The organism is Mucilaginibacter sp., from assembly GCF_965201005.1.
Lineage (GTDB): Bacteria > Bacteroidota > Bacteroidia > Sphingobacteriales > Sphingobacteriaceae > Mucilaginibacter_A.
This window is the reverse complement of record NZ_OZ241747.1, coordinates 3,115,530-3,131,432: the sequence shown is the minus strand read 5'-3', so window position 1 is coordinate 3,131,432 and position 15,903 is coordinate 3,115,530. Positions and strand designations below refer to the sequence as shown.

Sequence of the window (15,903 nt, the reverse complement as noted above, 5' to 3'; positions counted from 1 at the left end):
TATTTTTGATTTTTGGCTGATAAAAGAAGCATTTCAGGTTACCCAAACTTTAACAAGCTCATCCGGTCATCAGCCTGAATACTAAAATTAAAAAGGATTATCACCTTGCCCGCCAAACATTATCTTCCCAGTTTATATCCGCTAAACGGTGCGTCGGATCGATTTCCATCCAAGCCAAATCTGTTAATTTGCCGTTAAATTCAATCGTGTAAGTTGGGTGCGTCCACTTCCAGGGTTGTTCTACCACACGGTTTTCCTGGTTGGCTTCTGCCGGTTTTTCGCCAAACATCAAATACATCGGCACATAATAATTTACTTTTCTGCCATTTTGAAAAGTCAGCTGCAAATCAATCGGCATAGGCATTTTACCATGATTAATCAGCCGGATTTTAGTTTTGCTGCCTTCCTGCCAGACGCTGTCAATGCCGTAATCAATCGTTTTGGTAGTATTGATCCAGTATTCTTTATACCAATCCAGCTGCATTCCGCTCACTTTTTGCGCTACCACCATAAAATCATTTGCGTTTGGATGTTTAAAATGCCACTCGCGGTAATATTGCAGCAAAATCTGATCGCGTGTTTTTGCGCCGGTGATGTAACCCAGCTGCTCCATAAAAATTTCCCCTTTTGAATAGGAAGAAGTGCTGTACGCGGCATTGGTTTCGTAATGATCGGCGTGTGTGGTCAGCGGTTCCTGCAAACCCAGTTTCACCAGATTGTAATAACCATTATAAGCTGCGGCATGTGGCTGCGATTTCAAAACAGAATCCAGGACTTTTAATCTGGGCTCGTCCGGGTTTTCGGCCAGCATTTTTTTATACCTAAATGCAGTATAATCACGGTTGACCAAATCCTCAGCATAACTGGTAAAACCCTCGTCCATCCACGGATACTCGCTCTCGTTGGTGGCCATCATGCCCTGGTACCAGCTATGCATCCACTCATGGAAAACCGTGCCCAAACTCGGTCCGTTAATCAGCGTAGCCATCGGATATTCCATGCCGCCATCGCCACCCTGCACAAAAGAATATTGTTTCCAGCCGTACGGGCCAAAAGTTTTCTGGATATAAGGAAATTCCTGCACGGCGGCCGTTAAAACCTCCTGCCAGCGGGCATCCCAGTTTTTAATATAATTTTCAGCTGTTGGATAATTGGCTTTTTGAGCCGGTTTCAGCACGTCGTATTCCTGCTGCAATTTCTTCAAATCGCGGTTATAAATTACGTTGATGGTTTTTCCATCCGTAGTTAAAGCCGATAAATGCCGATAATCCGGATCGGCCGCCCACATAAAATCGTGCACGTTCGGGGCCAGAAAATGCCAAGTTAAAGTGTTGCCGGCCGGCTGTGTTACTTTTATGCCCGGTGCTTCGTAACCAAAACCAATTTGCTGCGGGTTTTGCAGATAACCCGTTCCGCCGATCAGATAACTCTTGTCGATCCTGATTTTAACATCGTAATCGCCCCAAACACCATAAAATTCACGCGCCACATAAGGTGTCGGGTGCCAGCCTTCGTAGTCATATTCGCACATTTTCGGGTACCACTGGCTCATGGAATAACGCACGCCGGTTTGCGGGTTATCGCGGCCGCTGCGGCGGATTTGCAGCGGAACCTGCGCTTCAAAATTCATCTCAAAAACTACTTTGCTGTGCGGTAAAATTGGTTTGCCCAGTTCCACCACCAGAATCGTTTCTTCGGCTTTATATTTTTGGGCGATACCGTTCATTTTTAGCGAAAGCACTTTTTGATAGCCAATTTCCTCCGCAGAAAGCTTTTGGATACGGTCTTTTACCCTTGCGTCCCAATCCTGCCTTTTGTTGATGATGGTTTTGCCCAGTTCGCGGCTGCGCGTGTCCATCATGCTGTTCGGCTGAAAAGCGTTCCAGTACAAATGATAAAAAACGCGCTTCAGCGTATCCGGCGAGTTGTTGGTGTATTCCAGTTTTTGCGTACCGCTGAAACGGTTGGTTTGCACGTTCATGTCCACATCCATGGTATAATTAACGTGCTGCTGCCAGCGGTCCGGCTGCGCAAAAAGCGGCGTTGCACAAAAAAACAGGGCTAAAAAGAGTATGTTTTTTTTCATTTTTTTTAGGATGATGCTGTTTTTACCGACCTAAAAACAGTATTGGCTAAAGTACCACAACCAAGTAAGCTGTGCAAATAGAAACGGTTTTTTGTGATTTAGCCGACTCGCCATTTCAAACTGATTTTAGATGCTGTTTTTATCGGGTAAAATTGGTGTTGTCATTCCAAACGGAGAGAGGAATCTTCTTTACAGCGATTTGATTTTTATTATGCGATAAAAATTTCTCCTTTGAGCTGAAATGGCAATGTTTAGATGCTGTTTTTATCGGGTAAAAATTAGAAGCTGTCATCCTGAACTTGTTTCAGGATCCTTCGTGAAAAGCTTAAAATCGTGAGAGATGCCGAAACAAATTCGGCATGACAGAAAACTCAAATCCCCAAAACCAGCTTCAATTTGGCATAACCGGCTTTGCTCACCGGGATTTTTGCACCGGATTTCAGGATCAGAATATGCGTTTCTTTTTCGTACGGATCGATCCGCACAATCTGCTCCACGCGCACGATGTAGGAGCGGTGCACGCGCGTAAACAATTTTGAGTCCAATATCTGCTCAAAAAAACTCATCGTTTTATTTTTGAGGAATGCGCCGCCAGCCGTGTGGATGTTTACGTAATCGTCCGCCGCTTCCAGATAAATCACTTCCTGGATCGGGATAACTTTAATTTTCGTTCCGGTTTTCACCACAATCCGGTCATGCTGTGCCGGCGAACTTGCCGCCGTTTCCAGCAAAGCGGTTGTTGTTTCCGGTTTTTTTGGTTGATTTTCCAGAAACTTGTCCACCGCTTTGTTAAACCGCTCTTTGCTGAAAGGTTTCAGCAGATAATCCACGGCGTGCGCTTCAAAAGCTTTCAGGGCATATTCATCGAAAGCAGTGGTAAAAATTACGGAAGGAGATTGATCCACCAGTTCCAGCATTTCAAAACCATTGATTTTGGGCATCTGTACATCCAGAAAAATCAGATCAGGTTTGTGCTGTATAATCGCTTTAACGCCTTCAAAACCATCGCCACATTCCTGCACAACGGTTATCTGCGGATATTGCATCAGATATTCCTGCACGATGGAGCGTGCCAGCGGTTCGTCATCAATAATCAATACTGTTTTTATCGACATAAATTTAGGGTACTGGTTTTAAATGTTGCTGCAGATCAGCCGTTTGCGGGATTTTTAAAGTGATACTGAAAATCTCGTTTCGGGTTTGGACCTCCACCAGATCGTGACGCGCAAAAAGCAGATATAACCGCCGTTTTACACCGCTCAGCCCAAAACCGGTGCCGTGCTGCGGGTGTGCCGTTTCCGGGTCGTAAGGGTTAGTGATCGTGATTTGCAATTGCCGGTTTACCACCAAAGCCTCCAAACTGATGATGACATCGCCAATGGTATCGTACAAGCCAAATTTGATGGCGTTTTCTACCAGCGGCTGCAGCAGCATCGGCGGGATCATCATGGCATCAGCTTGATCGTTATGACGCAAAACGGTTGACAGGCGGTGGCCGAAACGCACTTTTTCAATATCAAGATAGAGTTGCAGATGCTGCAGTTCCGCTTGTAATAAAACCCATTGCTGCTCTTCTTTTAAAGTTCCGCGCAAAAAATCGGACAGTTGATGGATCATTTTCCGCGCTTCGTCCGGCTTAAAACCAATCAGCGCAGCAATAGAATTTAAACTGTTGAACAGAAAATGCGGCTGCAACTGCTGGCGCAGCTTGTACAATTCGGCATCGCGGGCCAGGTTTTCGGCGGCCAGTTTCCGGGCTTCATAAGCTTTCTGGTCTTTTTGCATGTAGCGCAAGGCACTCAGCATGGCCATCGAACCAATAATCAAAAACGAAACGCAAAAACGGACGGGCAAAGACTGGATCAGGAAAACTTTGTAAGCCGCATCCGGGATCAGTTGCGGCAACAGCCAGCGGCAGGCACCGAGCCAGCCCGCGCTCAACACCAAACACAGCACCAGAATAAACATCGAACGGCCTTTTTCGGGCTGGTAATATTTAAGGTTGTTGCTGATCAGGAAACAGGCACCGGCAAGCAATGTGCTGGTGGCAGCGGCATCGGTACTGGCAATTTTCCAGCTAAAACCAAAATCAAACAGCAGGTAACTTTGCAGCGCAAACCAGGCCAGCAAACCGCCGCCCACAATAAAACGGAACCTGTTGAACAACGAAGCGGAAGTTTCCAATTTTTTATTTTTTGCTTTTGGTCGATACTGTTTTTACCGGTGTTTTTTTCGCTTCAAACTAAATCCCTCTAAAAGAGAGGGACTTAAAGAACCTGCGCAGCTAACTCCCTCTACTTTGGAGAGGGCTGGGGCATGGCTTTCAAAAATGTATGCTAAAAAAAGCATCAAAAACTTTTAATATCCACGCCGCCGAACATGGAAACCCCTTTTAAAACCAGCACTTTTCCGCTGGCGGCCAGTTCGGCATTGGGCGTACGTTTATCACTAACGCCGCCAAAAATCGGTGCAATATCAGAAACCACTTGCCAGTGCGGCGGAACGATAAGTTTGGTGCCGCCAAACAGTTGTATGATATCGATAACTACGCGTCCGCTAATATCAGCATGACTGAAATCGAGATGTGTGCCGGCAAAAATATTTACTACTTCGCCGCCTTTAAATGTTTTGGAAAAGATGTTTTTTTTCACATCGCCAAACACGGAAAAAGAATTGAGATAATCCTCACCTGTTGAGTTTTGGCTTTGGTTGATGGGTTGCGGTTCAGCAGGTTCCGGGTTCAGGAAACCATCATTTGCAAATGCTTCTTTTGGCGGTGTATTTTTGGTGCCAAAGTCATAATTCCTGCGGAAAATTATCCATAAACCGGCAGCAATGATGATAACTGGCCAGCCCAAACGGATCACGTTTTCGCCGGGGAAAATCTTTTCTACCAAAAACAAACAGCCGATTACGATCAAAACCAGCCAGGAACTGTTGTTTGGGTTATTTGCCCGTTTTACGAGGCCGAAGATAATTAAAATCATGGGCCAGCTGAACAGCCACCCCGGAAAAAAGAACCAGTTTAACTGCTGGAACAGTAAACCCAAACCAATGGCGGTAAGAATAAAACCGGCGATGATTTTGCCGGAATATTTAGAAGGATTATGATGGACGTTCATTTTTTGAGTTGTGATTATAGGCACAAATGTATCGGAACGGATCAACAGGAAAAACTGCTTGTGGGCAAAGCTTTGCAAATATTCGGTAAACGGCCTTTAATTTTCGGCGGGAAATTTTGGCGGATTACGGATTTTCGCGTTTTACGATCAAAACTTCTTCTTCGTTTAAAACCAGGTAGCCGTAATCGTAACAAAAATTATAAACATTGCCGGTTTGGGTTTGATAAACCCCTGTAAAATGATCAAAGTTAAAACCCAGCATGTTCAGCTTTTTGCGGGAAGTTTTGATTTTTCCGGTTGGACTAAGCTGTTGCAAAATGCGCCGGTTGCGCCGCAAAGTATTGTTGATGTTGCGCACCAGGTTATGACTGTCGCTGTTTAGCTGATTGTTAAAATTACTGCGGCACTGATCGTTGCAAAACTTTTTATCGGCGCGGCCGTGTATGGTTTCGCCGCAATCAAGGCATTGGCGTAGTGTTGTGGGCATTTAGGTTTAAAATGGCTTGTTAAAACCAAATATAGCGATAAATTTTACTTTAAATAAGATGCAAATCCCTGCCAATTCCAAAGTTGATGCTTGTAGGTATTTTTTTATGTTGATTTTTGGTTCCTTAAGTTCAATTTTGTTGGCCATGCTGTTTTTAGGGCTATTTTTTGAATTTGAAGGTAATTATTGCGGCTTTTAAGTTTGGCGAAATTTTTAGTACTAAAACTCATTAAAATTATTAATATTGAAGTTGTTATAACTGTTTCGTAAAAGCACTTACTGCTGCCGTTGATTGCCAAACCAATATTATAGCTTTAATGGCTTTTTTCCAGATAAAAATAAGAATTTCCTCCTTTGGTTCAGACTTTTCTTGCAACCGCACAAAAAACCAGATCAGTAATAAATGTTGTATTATTTTCCATTCTTTCCTTAGTCAGTCTTTCTCCTAAAGTTTCAAGTTCTAATTCAGAAACATTGTTTATTACCTTGTGAACCAACATTCTTTCTTTCATAACATGCGCTAAAAAAGCCCAAGATGTTTGCTGGTTTACTGTACTTAATACAGCTTCTGCCCATGCTGTTTCTACATTCAATCCAGTATTTATCAGAATTGTGTTTAACTCAAATCCTATATTGAAATTTACATTTTCTTTTTCGAGTGTTTTCTTTATCAGGTTATTTACTTTTCTATGCAGAGGCAATGATTTCAAACCAATTGGTGTTGATGAAATATTATTTTCCTGTACTAAAAACAATCCGCCAGGTACTAAAAGTTCTATTGCAGTGGCAATCGTCTTTTGAGGGTTTGGCAAATACATTAAAACCCTTCTTACAATAATTGCGTCAAAATTGAAGTGTTTGATTTTAACATCTTTTGTTAAATCTACAACATAGAAATATATGTTAGACAATCCAAGTTCTTTTGATTTCTTTTTTGCACGGTCAATTGCATTTTCGTTGCTGTCTATGCCAACAACTATTCCGTCAGCACCAATATAATCAGAAAGTAGAAATGTCACATTCCCGTCTCCGCAACCTAAGTCCAGCACTTTTGATCCTGGCCTAATGTCAGCAATTTCAATTAGTTTTCTTGTTATATCTTCTCCGATACTTGTCATAGTTTACTATGTTTGTTGTGTGGTGGTTCTTTGTTATTGCCGCTAACGGAAAAGGCTGGCGTTGTTGGGATACTTAAAAAACGTCAGCCGACAACTGAAGCCGAATAAAGAAATAAAGTACAAAACAAATTCTATTGTTGAGCGATGCTGGTCACGTTGGAACTGCTGCTAAATAATGAACAAATGTTGATGACTTGTTCGTCGCCCGCCATAACGCCAAACCGCATGTTAGCAGCATATCTTTTGTCGCTCAAATCTTTTTGTATTTCAAAATCCAGTAGTACTGCAAGTTTATAAAGTCTATCTCGGTCGCTCTATCTGTCAATAGTTGCCGCACAAATATTTCTGCCGGAAAGTTTTTTAAAACTTTATGTGTTGTTCCATTTTCAAGTACTCTTGTTTGATAAGTATTGCCAAAGTCATCTTTATCAGTTACAGCAATATTACTTCCTTCAACATAATTATTGTCCATAAAAACAATTGTCCCGCAATCGCTCACAAGATTATTAACTGTGTCTATAAAATTATTTAAGTCCTGTAATTTAATATGGCTCCAAATAAAACCACCAAACAAACTTTCATGTTTATTGGTGTTTATCAGGTCAAAGATGTCTGCTGTCTGAAAGACAACTTTTGCTGGCGAATAATTTTTAGATTTTGCGACTTCAATGACTGTGTCATTAATATCAGTAGCTAAAATATTTTTAGCAGTTGCAGATATTTTTTGTGTCCAATAACCAGTACCGCAAGCAATTTCAAAAACATCTTTGTCGGCAAGTATGTCTTTTAAAATTTGTCCAGCAAGTAATAAATCATTTTGTCGTTCAGGCTTACTGTAAATTTTTTCATACTCTTTTGCTCTGTCTTTATAATATGAAACGATGTCTGAGTTCATGTCTGTTAAGGTTGCCGCTAACAGAAAAGGCTTGGCGAAGTGGGGGAATTTGAAACCCTTCCGCCAGAACCAAAGTTAAATTAATATTCAAATTCTGATGCTTCTTTTACCAGCTAAAAAATGCTCCGTCAGCCGAAACTGAAGCAAAATAGCAAAACAAAATTTGATGTTTAATTCGTTAGCGAGTTTTTTGCCAAACCAATGTTGGTGGCAGTTTATTCTTTTTCAAGTAACCATTTTTTAGATTCAATTATGGTTTCTGCATTATCTAAAACTTCAACGTCAGGAATTATTTTTCCTATATATTTTTTCTTTGTTCTATCTTCACAATAGGCAGTCGCTGAAAAAGCATTGCTCCGTTTGATAATTTAAAGTTTTGGTTTGCTGTAGTATAACCACTTGTTCTTTTACCAAAAGATTTTGAATTTTTCCTGCCTAATAATGATATTGCTGTCATTTCGCCACTACTTGCAGTTAATGTATCAATTAATATTGCTATCTTGTTATTTGAGTTTTTACATTTATAAGTATTTTTAGAATTGCTTGTCCATTTTATTGCTTTACCTTTAGATATAAAATACCCAACAGTTCCATCTTCAATAATTGGGTTTAATCCTGCTAACATTGGCCACATATTTCCACCTCTATTTTCTCTTAAATCTACAACCCAGCCTTTTATGGAATAGCTTTCATCTAATAATTCAATTTGTTTTCTTAATGTATCGGTATAAATAAAATTATCTTTTTCATTCATTGACAGATGTGTAGGTAAAAAAAGGTAACCAATTGAATTGTCAATAATTTTTGATGATGGGTATTTTAAAGTTGTATCGTTTAATACCAATTTTTTTGATTTAGACTTATCATAATAAAATGAATGAAAATCCCCATAATGTCGTAACTTATTAAAAATTGAAGAAAAAATAATTCTATTTGAATCTATGTCATTCAATTGTGCAATTTTCGTTAAAATGTCCTCATTGAATTCTTTCCAATTTATAGAGTCAGTTACTATTGAGTATTTGTTAATGTATGTCAGTATCTCATTAGATACTTTTTTTAACTCATCTTTATCTTTAATTTGACTAAAAGAATTAAGTGCAAACATAATTACAAAAAATATTGTCAATAGATATTTCATATGATGAATTATTTAAAACATTTTAAATTTTTGGAGTGTCCGAAATTGTCACCAACGTTCGGGGCTTGGCGAAGAACTGGAATTTGAAATCCTTCTGCTGAAACCAAAGTTAAATAAAAGTTCAATTGTTGATGCTTCTTTTACCAGCTAAATTTTGTTCCGTCCGCTGAAACTGAAGCTAATAACAAAACAAAAGTTCAATAACTTCCTTCCGCCAGTTTTTTGCCAAACTGGACTTGCAACAAATAAGTGGACAAAAGGTTAAGGGAAAAACTTAACTTTAAGATATGTCAAAAACGAGAAAACGATATGACCGTGAATTTAAGGTGATGGCTGTAGAATTGAGCAAGGGGCGTTCCGACCTGGGCGTGCTATCAAAAGAACTGGAAATTAAACCGTCTTTGTTGTACCGTTGGCGCAAGGAACTGGAAACGAAGGCAGGAACGAGTTTTCCGGGACAGGGCAAAGTACTTTATACACCGGAGCAGGCGGAAATACACCGGCTAAAAAAAGAGCTGCTCGACATGCAACAGGGGCGCGACATCTTAAAAAAGGCCATGGCATCTTCTCCAGGGGCGATGGCAAATATTCCGGTTCCTAAAAGACAACAGGACAATATTTAATATCGGGAAGATGTGTAAAATGTTTAAAGTGAGCAGAAGTGGTTTTTATAGCTGGTTAAAGTGCACTCAATCTAAAAGGTCACAGTCGGATATGAAATTACTGTCAGAAATCAAGCTGGTTTATCACTAGAGCAAACGAACATATGGAGGCCCAAGAATATCCCGCGCACTTGGTCAACGCAATATTATATTATCCAGGCAAAAGGTGGCCCGGCTGATGAAAAAAGAAAACATCAGGAGCCTTATTAAGAAAAAGTTTAAGGCCACTACGGATTCTGAACACCAGTATACTATACCGGAAAACATGTTGGAGCGGAATTTCAAGCCCGGCACGACCGGTACGGTTTGGGTATCGGACATTACTTACATCAAAACGGGGCAAGGCTGGCTGTATCTGACTACCGTAATTGATCTGGGTGACCGTAAAGTAATCGGCTGGGCATTGAGTTCTGGTATGAAGGCAACAGAAACAGTGATTCCGACTTTTAAAATGGCACAAAAGAACAGGCCCATCACGAATGACCTACTTTTTCATTCTGACCGTGGCGTGCAGTATGCCTGTAACGAATTCAGGGATTTGTTGGGAAAGAATGCCTTAATTACCAGAAGTATGAGCAGAAAAGGAAACTGCTGGGACAACGCAGTGGCAGAAAGCTTCTTCAAAACCTTAAAAGCAGAATGCGTTTATCAGCACAAATTTACTTGCAAAGAACAGGCAGCACTGATGATTTTTGAATACATCGAAATCTGGTACAACCGTAAACGGTTACATTCTGCCCTTGGTTACATGTCCCCGCAGGACTTTGAAAAACAACTAAACAAACAAATTATCGCAGCTTAACTCATTGTCCACTTATTTGTTGCAAGTTCACAAATAAGGTGATTGGTTTTAACTGCATGCTAATTAGATCTTATCTGCAATGTTTTCGCTTTATAAGTTTACGAGCACAAATTATTCGCCATCCGTCCAGATAGTAGTGTACGTAACCGGCTTAAAATTAATTGCTAGTGCAGCAGATGTTTTTAAATGCTCCATAATTTCGGGCAATTTGAGGACTTTCTGATAATGCTCCTGTGAAGCCAACTGCGCATAGTTGGTTACGGTTTTTCCATCGTTGCCAAGATGGATTTTCGCCGAGATATAGCCTTCCATTTTGCTCATTAGTTTTTCGCTCGCCTGCACGAGACTGTCAAACAATTCCTTTTGTTTTGAAGGTTCTGCCGTGAATACGTTGATCAGTGTGCACATTTTTTTGTTTGGGTTGATTGTAGTCATAAATTTTTATTTAATTAAGATGGGTAAATATGCAGCCACAAAACATCGATGTGCTGCAAATTATTGTAACTATGGGTTTACTATATTTTTGTTTTGGCCCTTCATTACATTTTCCGCTTTCAAAAATGTTACGGCCAAAACTTTCGGATCATCATTTATTGCGGAATAATATTCTGTACCATAGATAGTTCATATCGTCGTATGATAAATTTTTCGCCGGTATGTTCTATTTGCCAGTTGGCCTGTATAATTCTACTAAAGGGACGGCCGGGTCCTGTATTGCTTTCATTTAGAGGTATATCGTGCCATTCGCCAACGTGATGTATAAAAAACTCTGTCGTCCAACTGGTTTTAAAAGTACCGGTCACCGTAATGTCTATAATATTATGATAATCCCAGGGAATATGTTTGAGCGCCTCGGCAAACCAGTTTTTAAATGACTGATGATCACTTGCAAGCACCTGCCCATCCAAATTGAAAGTCATATCTGCATCATCAAAATGAGCAAGGAAAAATTCGGCAGATTCAATGTGGTCAAAGCCAGCGAACCAGGAATGAATGAAAGATATGACGTCGTTGTGGTTAGGCGCCTTAATGTCGGCGGGGTGATAGCGGACTACATTGCGCAAAGCAATATTAAATTCCGGACTTTCTGAAGCTGTAGGAGCAGATAAAAATGTCTTGTCCTGATTATTGCCTGAAGATGAATGATTGTCGCTGTTTTGAGGGTTTGAACTGTCTCGTTCCATAATCGTTTAAGTTTAATTACAAAATTTTAGTTTACAATTTCCCAACTTCTTTAAATTGGTTAATTTTATACAAAGTTGATCATTACCAGGGAATCTCTCCTGTTTCAGGATTTGTTTCTTCACTAAAAAATTTCCCGGTTGGTCCGTCATTACCAATCAAAGCATACTTTATTACACGGCTTGCAGCCTCTTCAACCGTGCCCGTTCCCTGATGGTAATTAAAATCGGATTTTGTATAGCCAGGGTCTATAGCATTTACCTTGAAAGCGGTATCACGGAGTTCATACGCCAAATGAACCGTGTACATATTCAAAGCTGATTTTGAAGAACCATACACCGCGAATTTTGCATAGTTGTAAAAGGGCCAGTCCGGGTCACTCTGAAGCGAAAGAGAGCCAACCGTGGAACTTACCATCACAATTCTTGGCTCCGGCGCTTTTTTTAATAAATCCAAAAACGCCTGTGTAACCCTTATAACGCCGTAAACATTGGTTTCATACACTTCTTTAAATGTGTCAATGCTTCCATCTATTGCTGTGATGGTTTGCAAAATAGGATTTCCGTTGGTGTCAAATTTTATGCCGCTGATTCCTGCGTTGTTTATCAAAACGTCCAATGTATCTGTTTTCTTTCCGATTTCGGTTCTTGCTGTTTTTACAGAATCATCATCAGTCACATCAATTTGAATGGCTTCTACGTTTGTCAGCCCTTCGGCTTTGAGCTTTTTTACGGCTTCCAGACCATTTTCTAAATTTCGGCTTCCCAAATAAACGTAATAGCCTTTTTGTAAGAGTTGCTTTGCAGCTTCAAAGCCAATACTTTTGTTGGCTCCGGTAATCAATATCTTTTTCATATTATTTTTTTATGATAATTATTAAACAAATTATGTAAGAGCCTGTTTAAATTTTGTTCAATAATAATTTGGTTGTGTTCTCAAATGTATGATGGATTTCTTTTGGTTAAGAAAACAGATAACTTCGAACAAATGATTTCGATTTTTACAGTTAAACTGAGCTGCTACTTTGAAGAAATATTACTGACTATTGTAACTATCATACATTTGAGAACACAACCAATAATTTTATAGCTGAGATTTTGACCATTTTTTCGGAGGTTTCCAACAATAGTTCATAGTTTCTGCACAACCTTCTGTCGTTGTCGGACCAGGAAAAAGTCCGTTCGACTATCCATCTTTTGTGTGTTGGTTCAAACCCTGTCCTTTTATCGTCTGAACGCATCACTATTTGTAAAATATATCCGAAACGTTTTTTACCTGTTCTATGATTTCCCCACGGTAACCGCCATCGCAGGCAATTGTCCTGATGCCGCACAGCAGTTGTTTTAAAACCCGGGCCAGCAGCAAGGCGGCCTTACTGTGGTGTACATGGGCGGCCGTTACCATTACAGCCAACAGAAAACCGTTCTTGTCTGTTGCCACATGCCGCTTAATGCCTTTTACCTTTTTGTTGCCGTCATAACCGCTTAATGCCCGGTTGTTCCCCCAACGTACACTTTGGCTGTCCATAATGCCCAGGCTTGCCTGCCTGTTTTGCCCCATCCCGGACCGTACTTTTTCCCTCAGTTTCGCCAACAACAAATCAAAGCAGTCCAGCCCTGACCATTTCTTGTAATAGTAATAAACCAATTGCCATTTGGCAAAGTTTACAGGGAGCATCCGCCATTGGCAGCCCGTCTTTACAACGTACAACAAGGCATTCCAAACAGAGCGGAGGCTATGTTTACGTTTTCTTTCACCTAACTCTGTAAGGTTTTCTTTATAAATTGCCACTGGGTTTCTGATAGATCGGTAGGGTACATCTTTTTGTTGTTTAGCCACCACAAAAAAACAACCCAGACCGGTTTATCTAAACCTATAACATTTCCCTTTTTTAATTTTTAAACAGGCTCTCAATAAAAAAATTTAACGCTGTTAAATCCTGCTGATTGATAAATTTCTTATAAGGGCCAGTTTAAATTTATGGCAACAAATTATAATGCTTCTTTTACCACCTAAAATTTTGCTTTTTTTTAATTAATGCCGATGTGAAAAATCCACAAAACCACCAAATTTTAGGTGGCAAAGAAGTATATTTAAAACTCAGGATAAAGTTTAAATAAAACCGGGCATACTGTTTTTACCGGTATAAATTCCGTCAGCCAAAACCTATAAGCGGTTTTGGCCGACGAAATAAATCAACATAAAGCTTTGTAAGATTAGTGTTTCAAATAATGTAACGAAGCGTTTCCCTGAAAAGACAAAAACTCTTCATAAACCGGAACCTGCTGATTGTAAGTAAGTGTAGGCATCACTTTAAAACTAAAAAATAAAAGCCTGAATCAACTATTTTATAACGATAAAAGAAGTATGGAAACTTTTCCAATTTTTAGTCGATAAAAACAGCATGTTGATTATGTAAACCAGTTGTTGTCAGTTAAAAGACTGTCTGAATTCTACCGGTGAAAGGCTTGTTTTTGTTTTGAACAGTTTGCTGAACGACTGCAGATGCCCGAAACCCAAATCGTAAGCAATTTCACTTACAGACAAGTTGGTGGTCGATAATTTTTCTTTGGCCTTTTCGATCAGTTTGTCGTGAATGTGCTGCTGCGTGTTTTGTCCGGTTACCGTCCGTAATAAACCACTTAAATATTGAGGCGAAAGATGGAGTTGTCCTGCAATATGTCCAACTGTTGGCAGTCCTCTTTTAATTAAATCATCACTATTAAAATAATCGCTGAGTAATTTTTCCAAACGGTCAAGTATCTGATGGTTAGCTTTTTCCCGGGTGATGAACTGCCGGTTGTAAAACCTTTCGGCATAATTGAGCAAACTTTCAATTTGTGAAATAATGATTTGTTTGCTGAACTTGTCAATGTTGGACTGATATTCCTGCTGGATGTTTTGAATGATGTTATTGATGGTTGCCTCTTCTTTTTCTGAAAGAAACAAGGCTTCGTTTACCGAGTAATCCCAAAAATCATATCGTTTTATGGTCTTGGCCAAAGATGTGTTCCACAAAAAATCAGGATGAATGAGCAGCATCCACCCTGATTGCTTAAGTTGTACTACGTTTTTATCGATTGCCAGGCTTAAAATCTGGCTGGGCGATACAAATGACAGGATGCCTTCATTATGGTCATACATTTGCTGCCCATACTTTAATTTTACTTCATTGGAGTTGACTACCCTTTTCAAACCAATACAATAAAAATCATAACACCAGGAAGCAGGCTCGGTCAATTTTAAACTTTCAACGGACTCAACCTTAAATACATTGATTAATGGATGTTCTGATTTAGGCAGTCCTCTGAACCGCAGAAACTCGCTAATGGTTTTAAAACGCTGCAATTGTTAGTCTTCCTTTCTTATTTCCAATACAATCTTGCCGCGTACGTGTTTGGTTTCACTTTCCCGGTGCGCGTCTGCCACCTGTTCCAGCGGGTACACTTTGCTCACTACAGCTCTTACTTTGCCCTCATTAATCAATTGGGTTGTACCAGTTAGTGATGAAGTATAAGTGGTTACTGCACCTCCTCCAACCAAGGTTCCGGTGGCGTTCTTTTTTGCGAGTGCTTTCAGGAAATCATCCGGAAGGGGTTGATCCAGATGTGTGCATACAAAAATACCGCCTTCTTTAATCACGTCAACAGACTTCATCCTGATACTTTTATCCCGAACGGGCGAAGCATTGAATACTAAATCTATATCTTTCAGCAGTTCTTCAAAATGCTGGTTGTTGTAATCGATCACCTCATCGGCACCCAGATCTTTCAAAAAATCAAAGTTGTAGGCAGATGCCGTCCCGATTACATAAGCGCCTTTAGCTTTGGCAAATTGCACAGCCAAATTGCCAACGCCGCCTGCCGCCCCATGAATCAGCACACGCTGCCCCGGTTTTACCTTGCCCAAATCGACAATGCCATTCCAGGCAATAAGTGCGCATGAGGGAAGAGCACCTGCTTCATTAAAAGTGATATGCTGCGGCATTGAAGAAAACTGACTTGCCTTTGCTGCAATATATTCGGCATAACTGCCATTGCCAGGAAAATTCGGAACGCCATAAACCTTGTCACCTTTCTTAAAATTAGTCACTTCAAGCCCGGTTTCTTCCACAATGCCTGCTGCATCCAAACCCAGGCCCAGGGGAAGTTTTAGGTAAGATCGTAAAATCTCGTTTCCGCCCTGGCGGACAATATAATCGGCAGGATTGACGCTGCTGGCATAAACTTTTACCAAAATTTCATCGGCTTTAGGAACGGGCCGTTCCACGTCCTCTAATTGCATTACTTCCGGTCCGCCGAATTCATGAACTCTTATTGCTTTCATAATAAAATGTTTATCATTTTTTTGATGAATCGAAGTTCGGTAACAAGTTAAAGAAGTATTTAGCCAAAATGCTTTTTTGTTT

The 15,903-nt window shown here is 40.2% G+C and carries 17 protein-coding genes and 1 pseudogene; 2 read left to right on the top strand and 16 right to left on the bottom strand.

The window, feature by feature from the left end; translation table 11 throughout:
• Positions 1-100: 100 nt before the first annotated feature.
• The 10 genes from ACOFKR_RS14335 to ACOFKR_RS14290 form a co-directional block, all read right to left on the bottom strand.
• Complete coding sequence (locus tag ACOFKR_RS14335; protein ID WP_419801489.1) at positions 101-2,086, bottom strand: M1 family metallopeptidase; 1,986 nt, start codon at positions 2,084-2,086, stop codon at positions 101-103.
• Between the two features lie 371 nt (positions 2,087-2,457).
• Positions 2,458-3,201, bottom strand: a complete 744-nt coding sequence (locus ACOFKR_RS14330; protein WP_419801488.1) for a LytR/AlgR family response regulator transcription factor — start codon at positions 3,199-3,201, stop codon at positions 2,458-2,460.
• Positions 3,202-3,205: 4 nt separating this feature from the next.
• Entirely contained in the window at positions 3,206-4,270 is a 1,065-nt protein-coding gene (locus ACOFKR_RS14325) for a sensor histidine kinase (protein ID WP_419801487.1), read from the bottom strand.
• Positions 4,271-4,434: 164 nt separating this feature from the next.
• Entirely contained in the window at positions 4,435-5,208 is a 774-nt protein-coding gene (locus ACOFKR_RS14320; protein ID WP_419801486.1) for a LiaF transmembrane domain-containing protein, read from the bottom strand.
• Positions 5,209-5,332: 124 nt separating this feature from the next.
• Positions 5,333-5,695, bottom strand: a complete 363-nt coding sequence (locus ACOFKR_RS14315; RefSeq protein ID WP_419801485.1) for a hypothetical protein — start codon at positions 5,693-5,695, stop codon at positions 5,333-5,335.
• 6 nt (positions 5,696-5,701) lie between these two features.
• Positions 5,702-5,842, bottom strand: a complete 141-nt coding sequence (locus ACOFKR_RS14310; protein ID WP_419801484.1) for a hypothetical protein — start codon at positions 5,840-5,842, stop codon at positions 5,702-5,704.
• Between the two features lie 212 nt (positions 5,843-6,054).
• Positions 6,055-6,813, bottom strand: coding sequence for a class I SAM-dependent methyltransferase (locus tag ACOFKR_RS14305; RefSeq protein WP_419801483.1), 759 nt, complete (start codon positions 6,811-6,813; stop codon positions 6,055-6,057).
• Between the two features lie 131 nt (positions 6,814-6,944).
• Complete coding sequence (locus ACOFKR_RS14300) at positions 6,945-7,067, bottom strand: hypothetical protein (protein ID WP_419801482.1); 123 nt, start codon at positions 7,065-7,067, stop codon at positions 6,945-6,947.
• Complete coding sequence (locus ACOFKR_RS14295) at positions 7,064-7,708, bottom strand: methyltransferase domain-containing protein (RefSeq protein WP_419801481.1); 645 nt, start codon at positions 7,706-7,708, stop codon at positions 7,064-7,066. The genes ACOFKR_RS14300 and ACOFKR_RS14295 overlap by 4 nt, the downstream gene beginning before the upstream one ends.
• A 298-nt stretch (positions 7,709-8,006) precedes the next feature.
• Entirely contained in the window at positions 8,007-8,849 is an 843-nt protein-coding gene (locus ACOFKR_RS14290; RefSeq protein ID WP_419801480.1) for a S41 family peptidase, read from the bottom strand.
• A gap of 287 nt (positions 8,850-9,136) precedes the next feature.
• On the opposite strand from ACOFKR_RS14290, the gene ACOFKR_RS14285 reads away from it, so the two are divergent.
• Together ACOFKR_RS14285 and ACOFKR_RS14280 are read left to right on the top strand one after the other, a co-directional pair.
• The gene (locus tag ACOFKR_RS14285; RefSeq protein WP_419801479.1) at positions 9,137-9,472 is read left to right on the top strand and encodes a transposase; all 336 of its coding nucleotides are present in this window, start codon (positions 9,137-9,139) and stop codon (positions 9,470-9,472) included.
• Positions 9,473-9,614: 142 nt separating this feature from the next.
• Positions 9,615-10,313: pseudogene (locus tag ACOFKR_RS14280) on the top strand (IS3 family transposase); the annotation flags it as partial.
• A gap of 111 nt (positions 10,314-10,424) precedes the next feature.
• On the opposite strand, the gene ACOFKR_RS14275 reads toward ACOFKR_RS14280, so the two are convergent.
• The 6 genes from ACOFKR_RS14275 to ACOFKR_RS14250 all read right to left on the bottom strand — a co-directional run bounded on the left by ACOFKR_RS14275 (position 10,425) and on the right by ACOFKR_RS14250 (position 15,821).
• Entirely contained in the window at positions 10,425-10,748 is a 324-nt protein-coding gene (locus tag ACOFKR_RS14275) for an antibiotic biosynthesis monooxygenase (RefSeq protein ID WP_419801478.1), read from the bottom strand.
• A 155-nt stretch (positions 10,749-10,903) separates the two neighbouring features.
• Complete coding sequence (locus tag ACOFKR_RS14270; protein WP_419801477.1) at positions 10,904-11,497, bottom strand: hypothetical protein; 594 nt, start codon at positions 11,495-11,497, stop codon at positions 10,904-10,906.
• A gap of 82 nt (positions 11,498-11,579) precedes the next feature.
• A complete protein-coding gene (locus tag ACOFKR_RS14265; protein ID WP_419801476.1) occupies positions 11,580-12,350 on the bottom strand; it encodes an SDR family oxidoreductase in 771 nt (256 codons plus the stop codon).
• Positions 12,351-12,737: 387 nt separating this feature from the next.
• Positions 12,738-13,286 (bottom strand): IS5 family transposase, encoded by a 549-nt coding sequence (locus ACOFKR_RS14260; RefSeq protein ID WP_419801475.1) that lies wholly within the window; start codon positions 13,284-13,286, stop codon positions 12,738-12,740.
• A 639-nt stretch (positions 13,287-13,925) separates the two neighbouring features.
• A complete protein-coding gene (locus ACOFKR_RS14255; RefSeq protein WP_419801474.1) occupies positions 13,926-14,735 on the bottom strand; it encodes a helix-turn-helix domain-containing protein in 810 nt (269 codons plus the stop codon).
• Positions 14,736-14,846: 111 nt separating this feature from the next.
• Positions 14,847-15,821: an NADP-dependent oxidoreductase gene (locus ACOFKR_RS14250; protein ID WP_419801473.1), complete on the bottom strand. Its 975-nt coding sequence runs from the start codon at positions 15,819-15,821 to the stop codon at positions 14,847-14,849.
• Positions 15,822-15,903 lie beyond the last annotated feature (82 nt).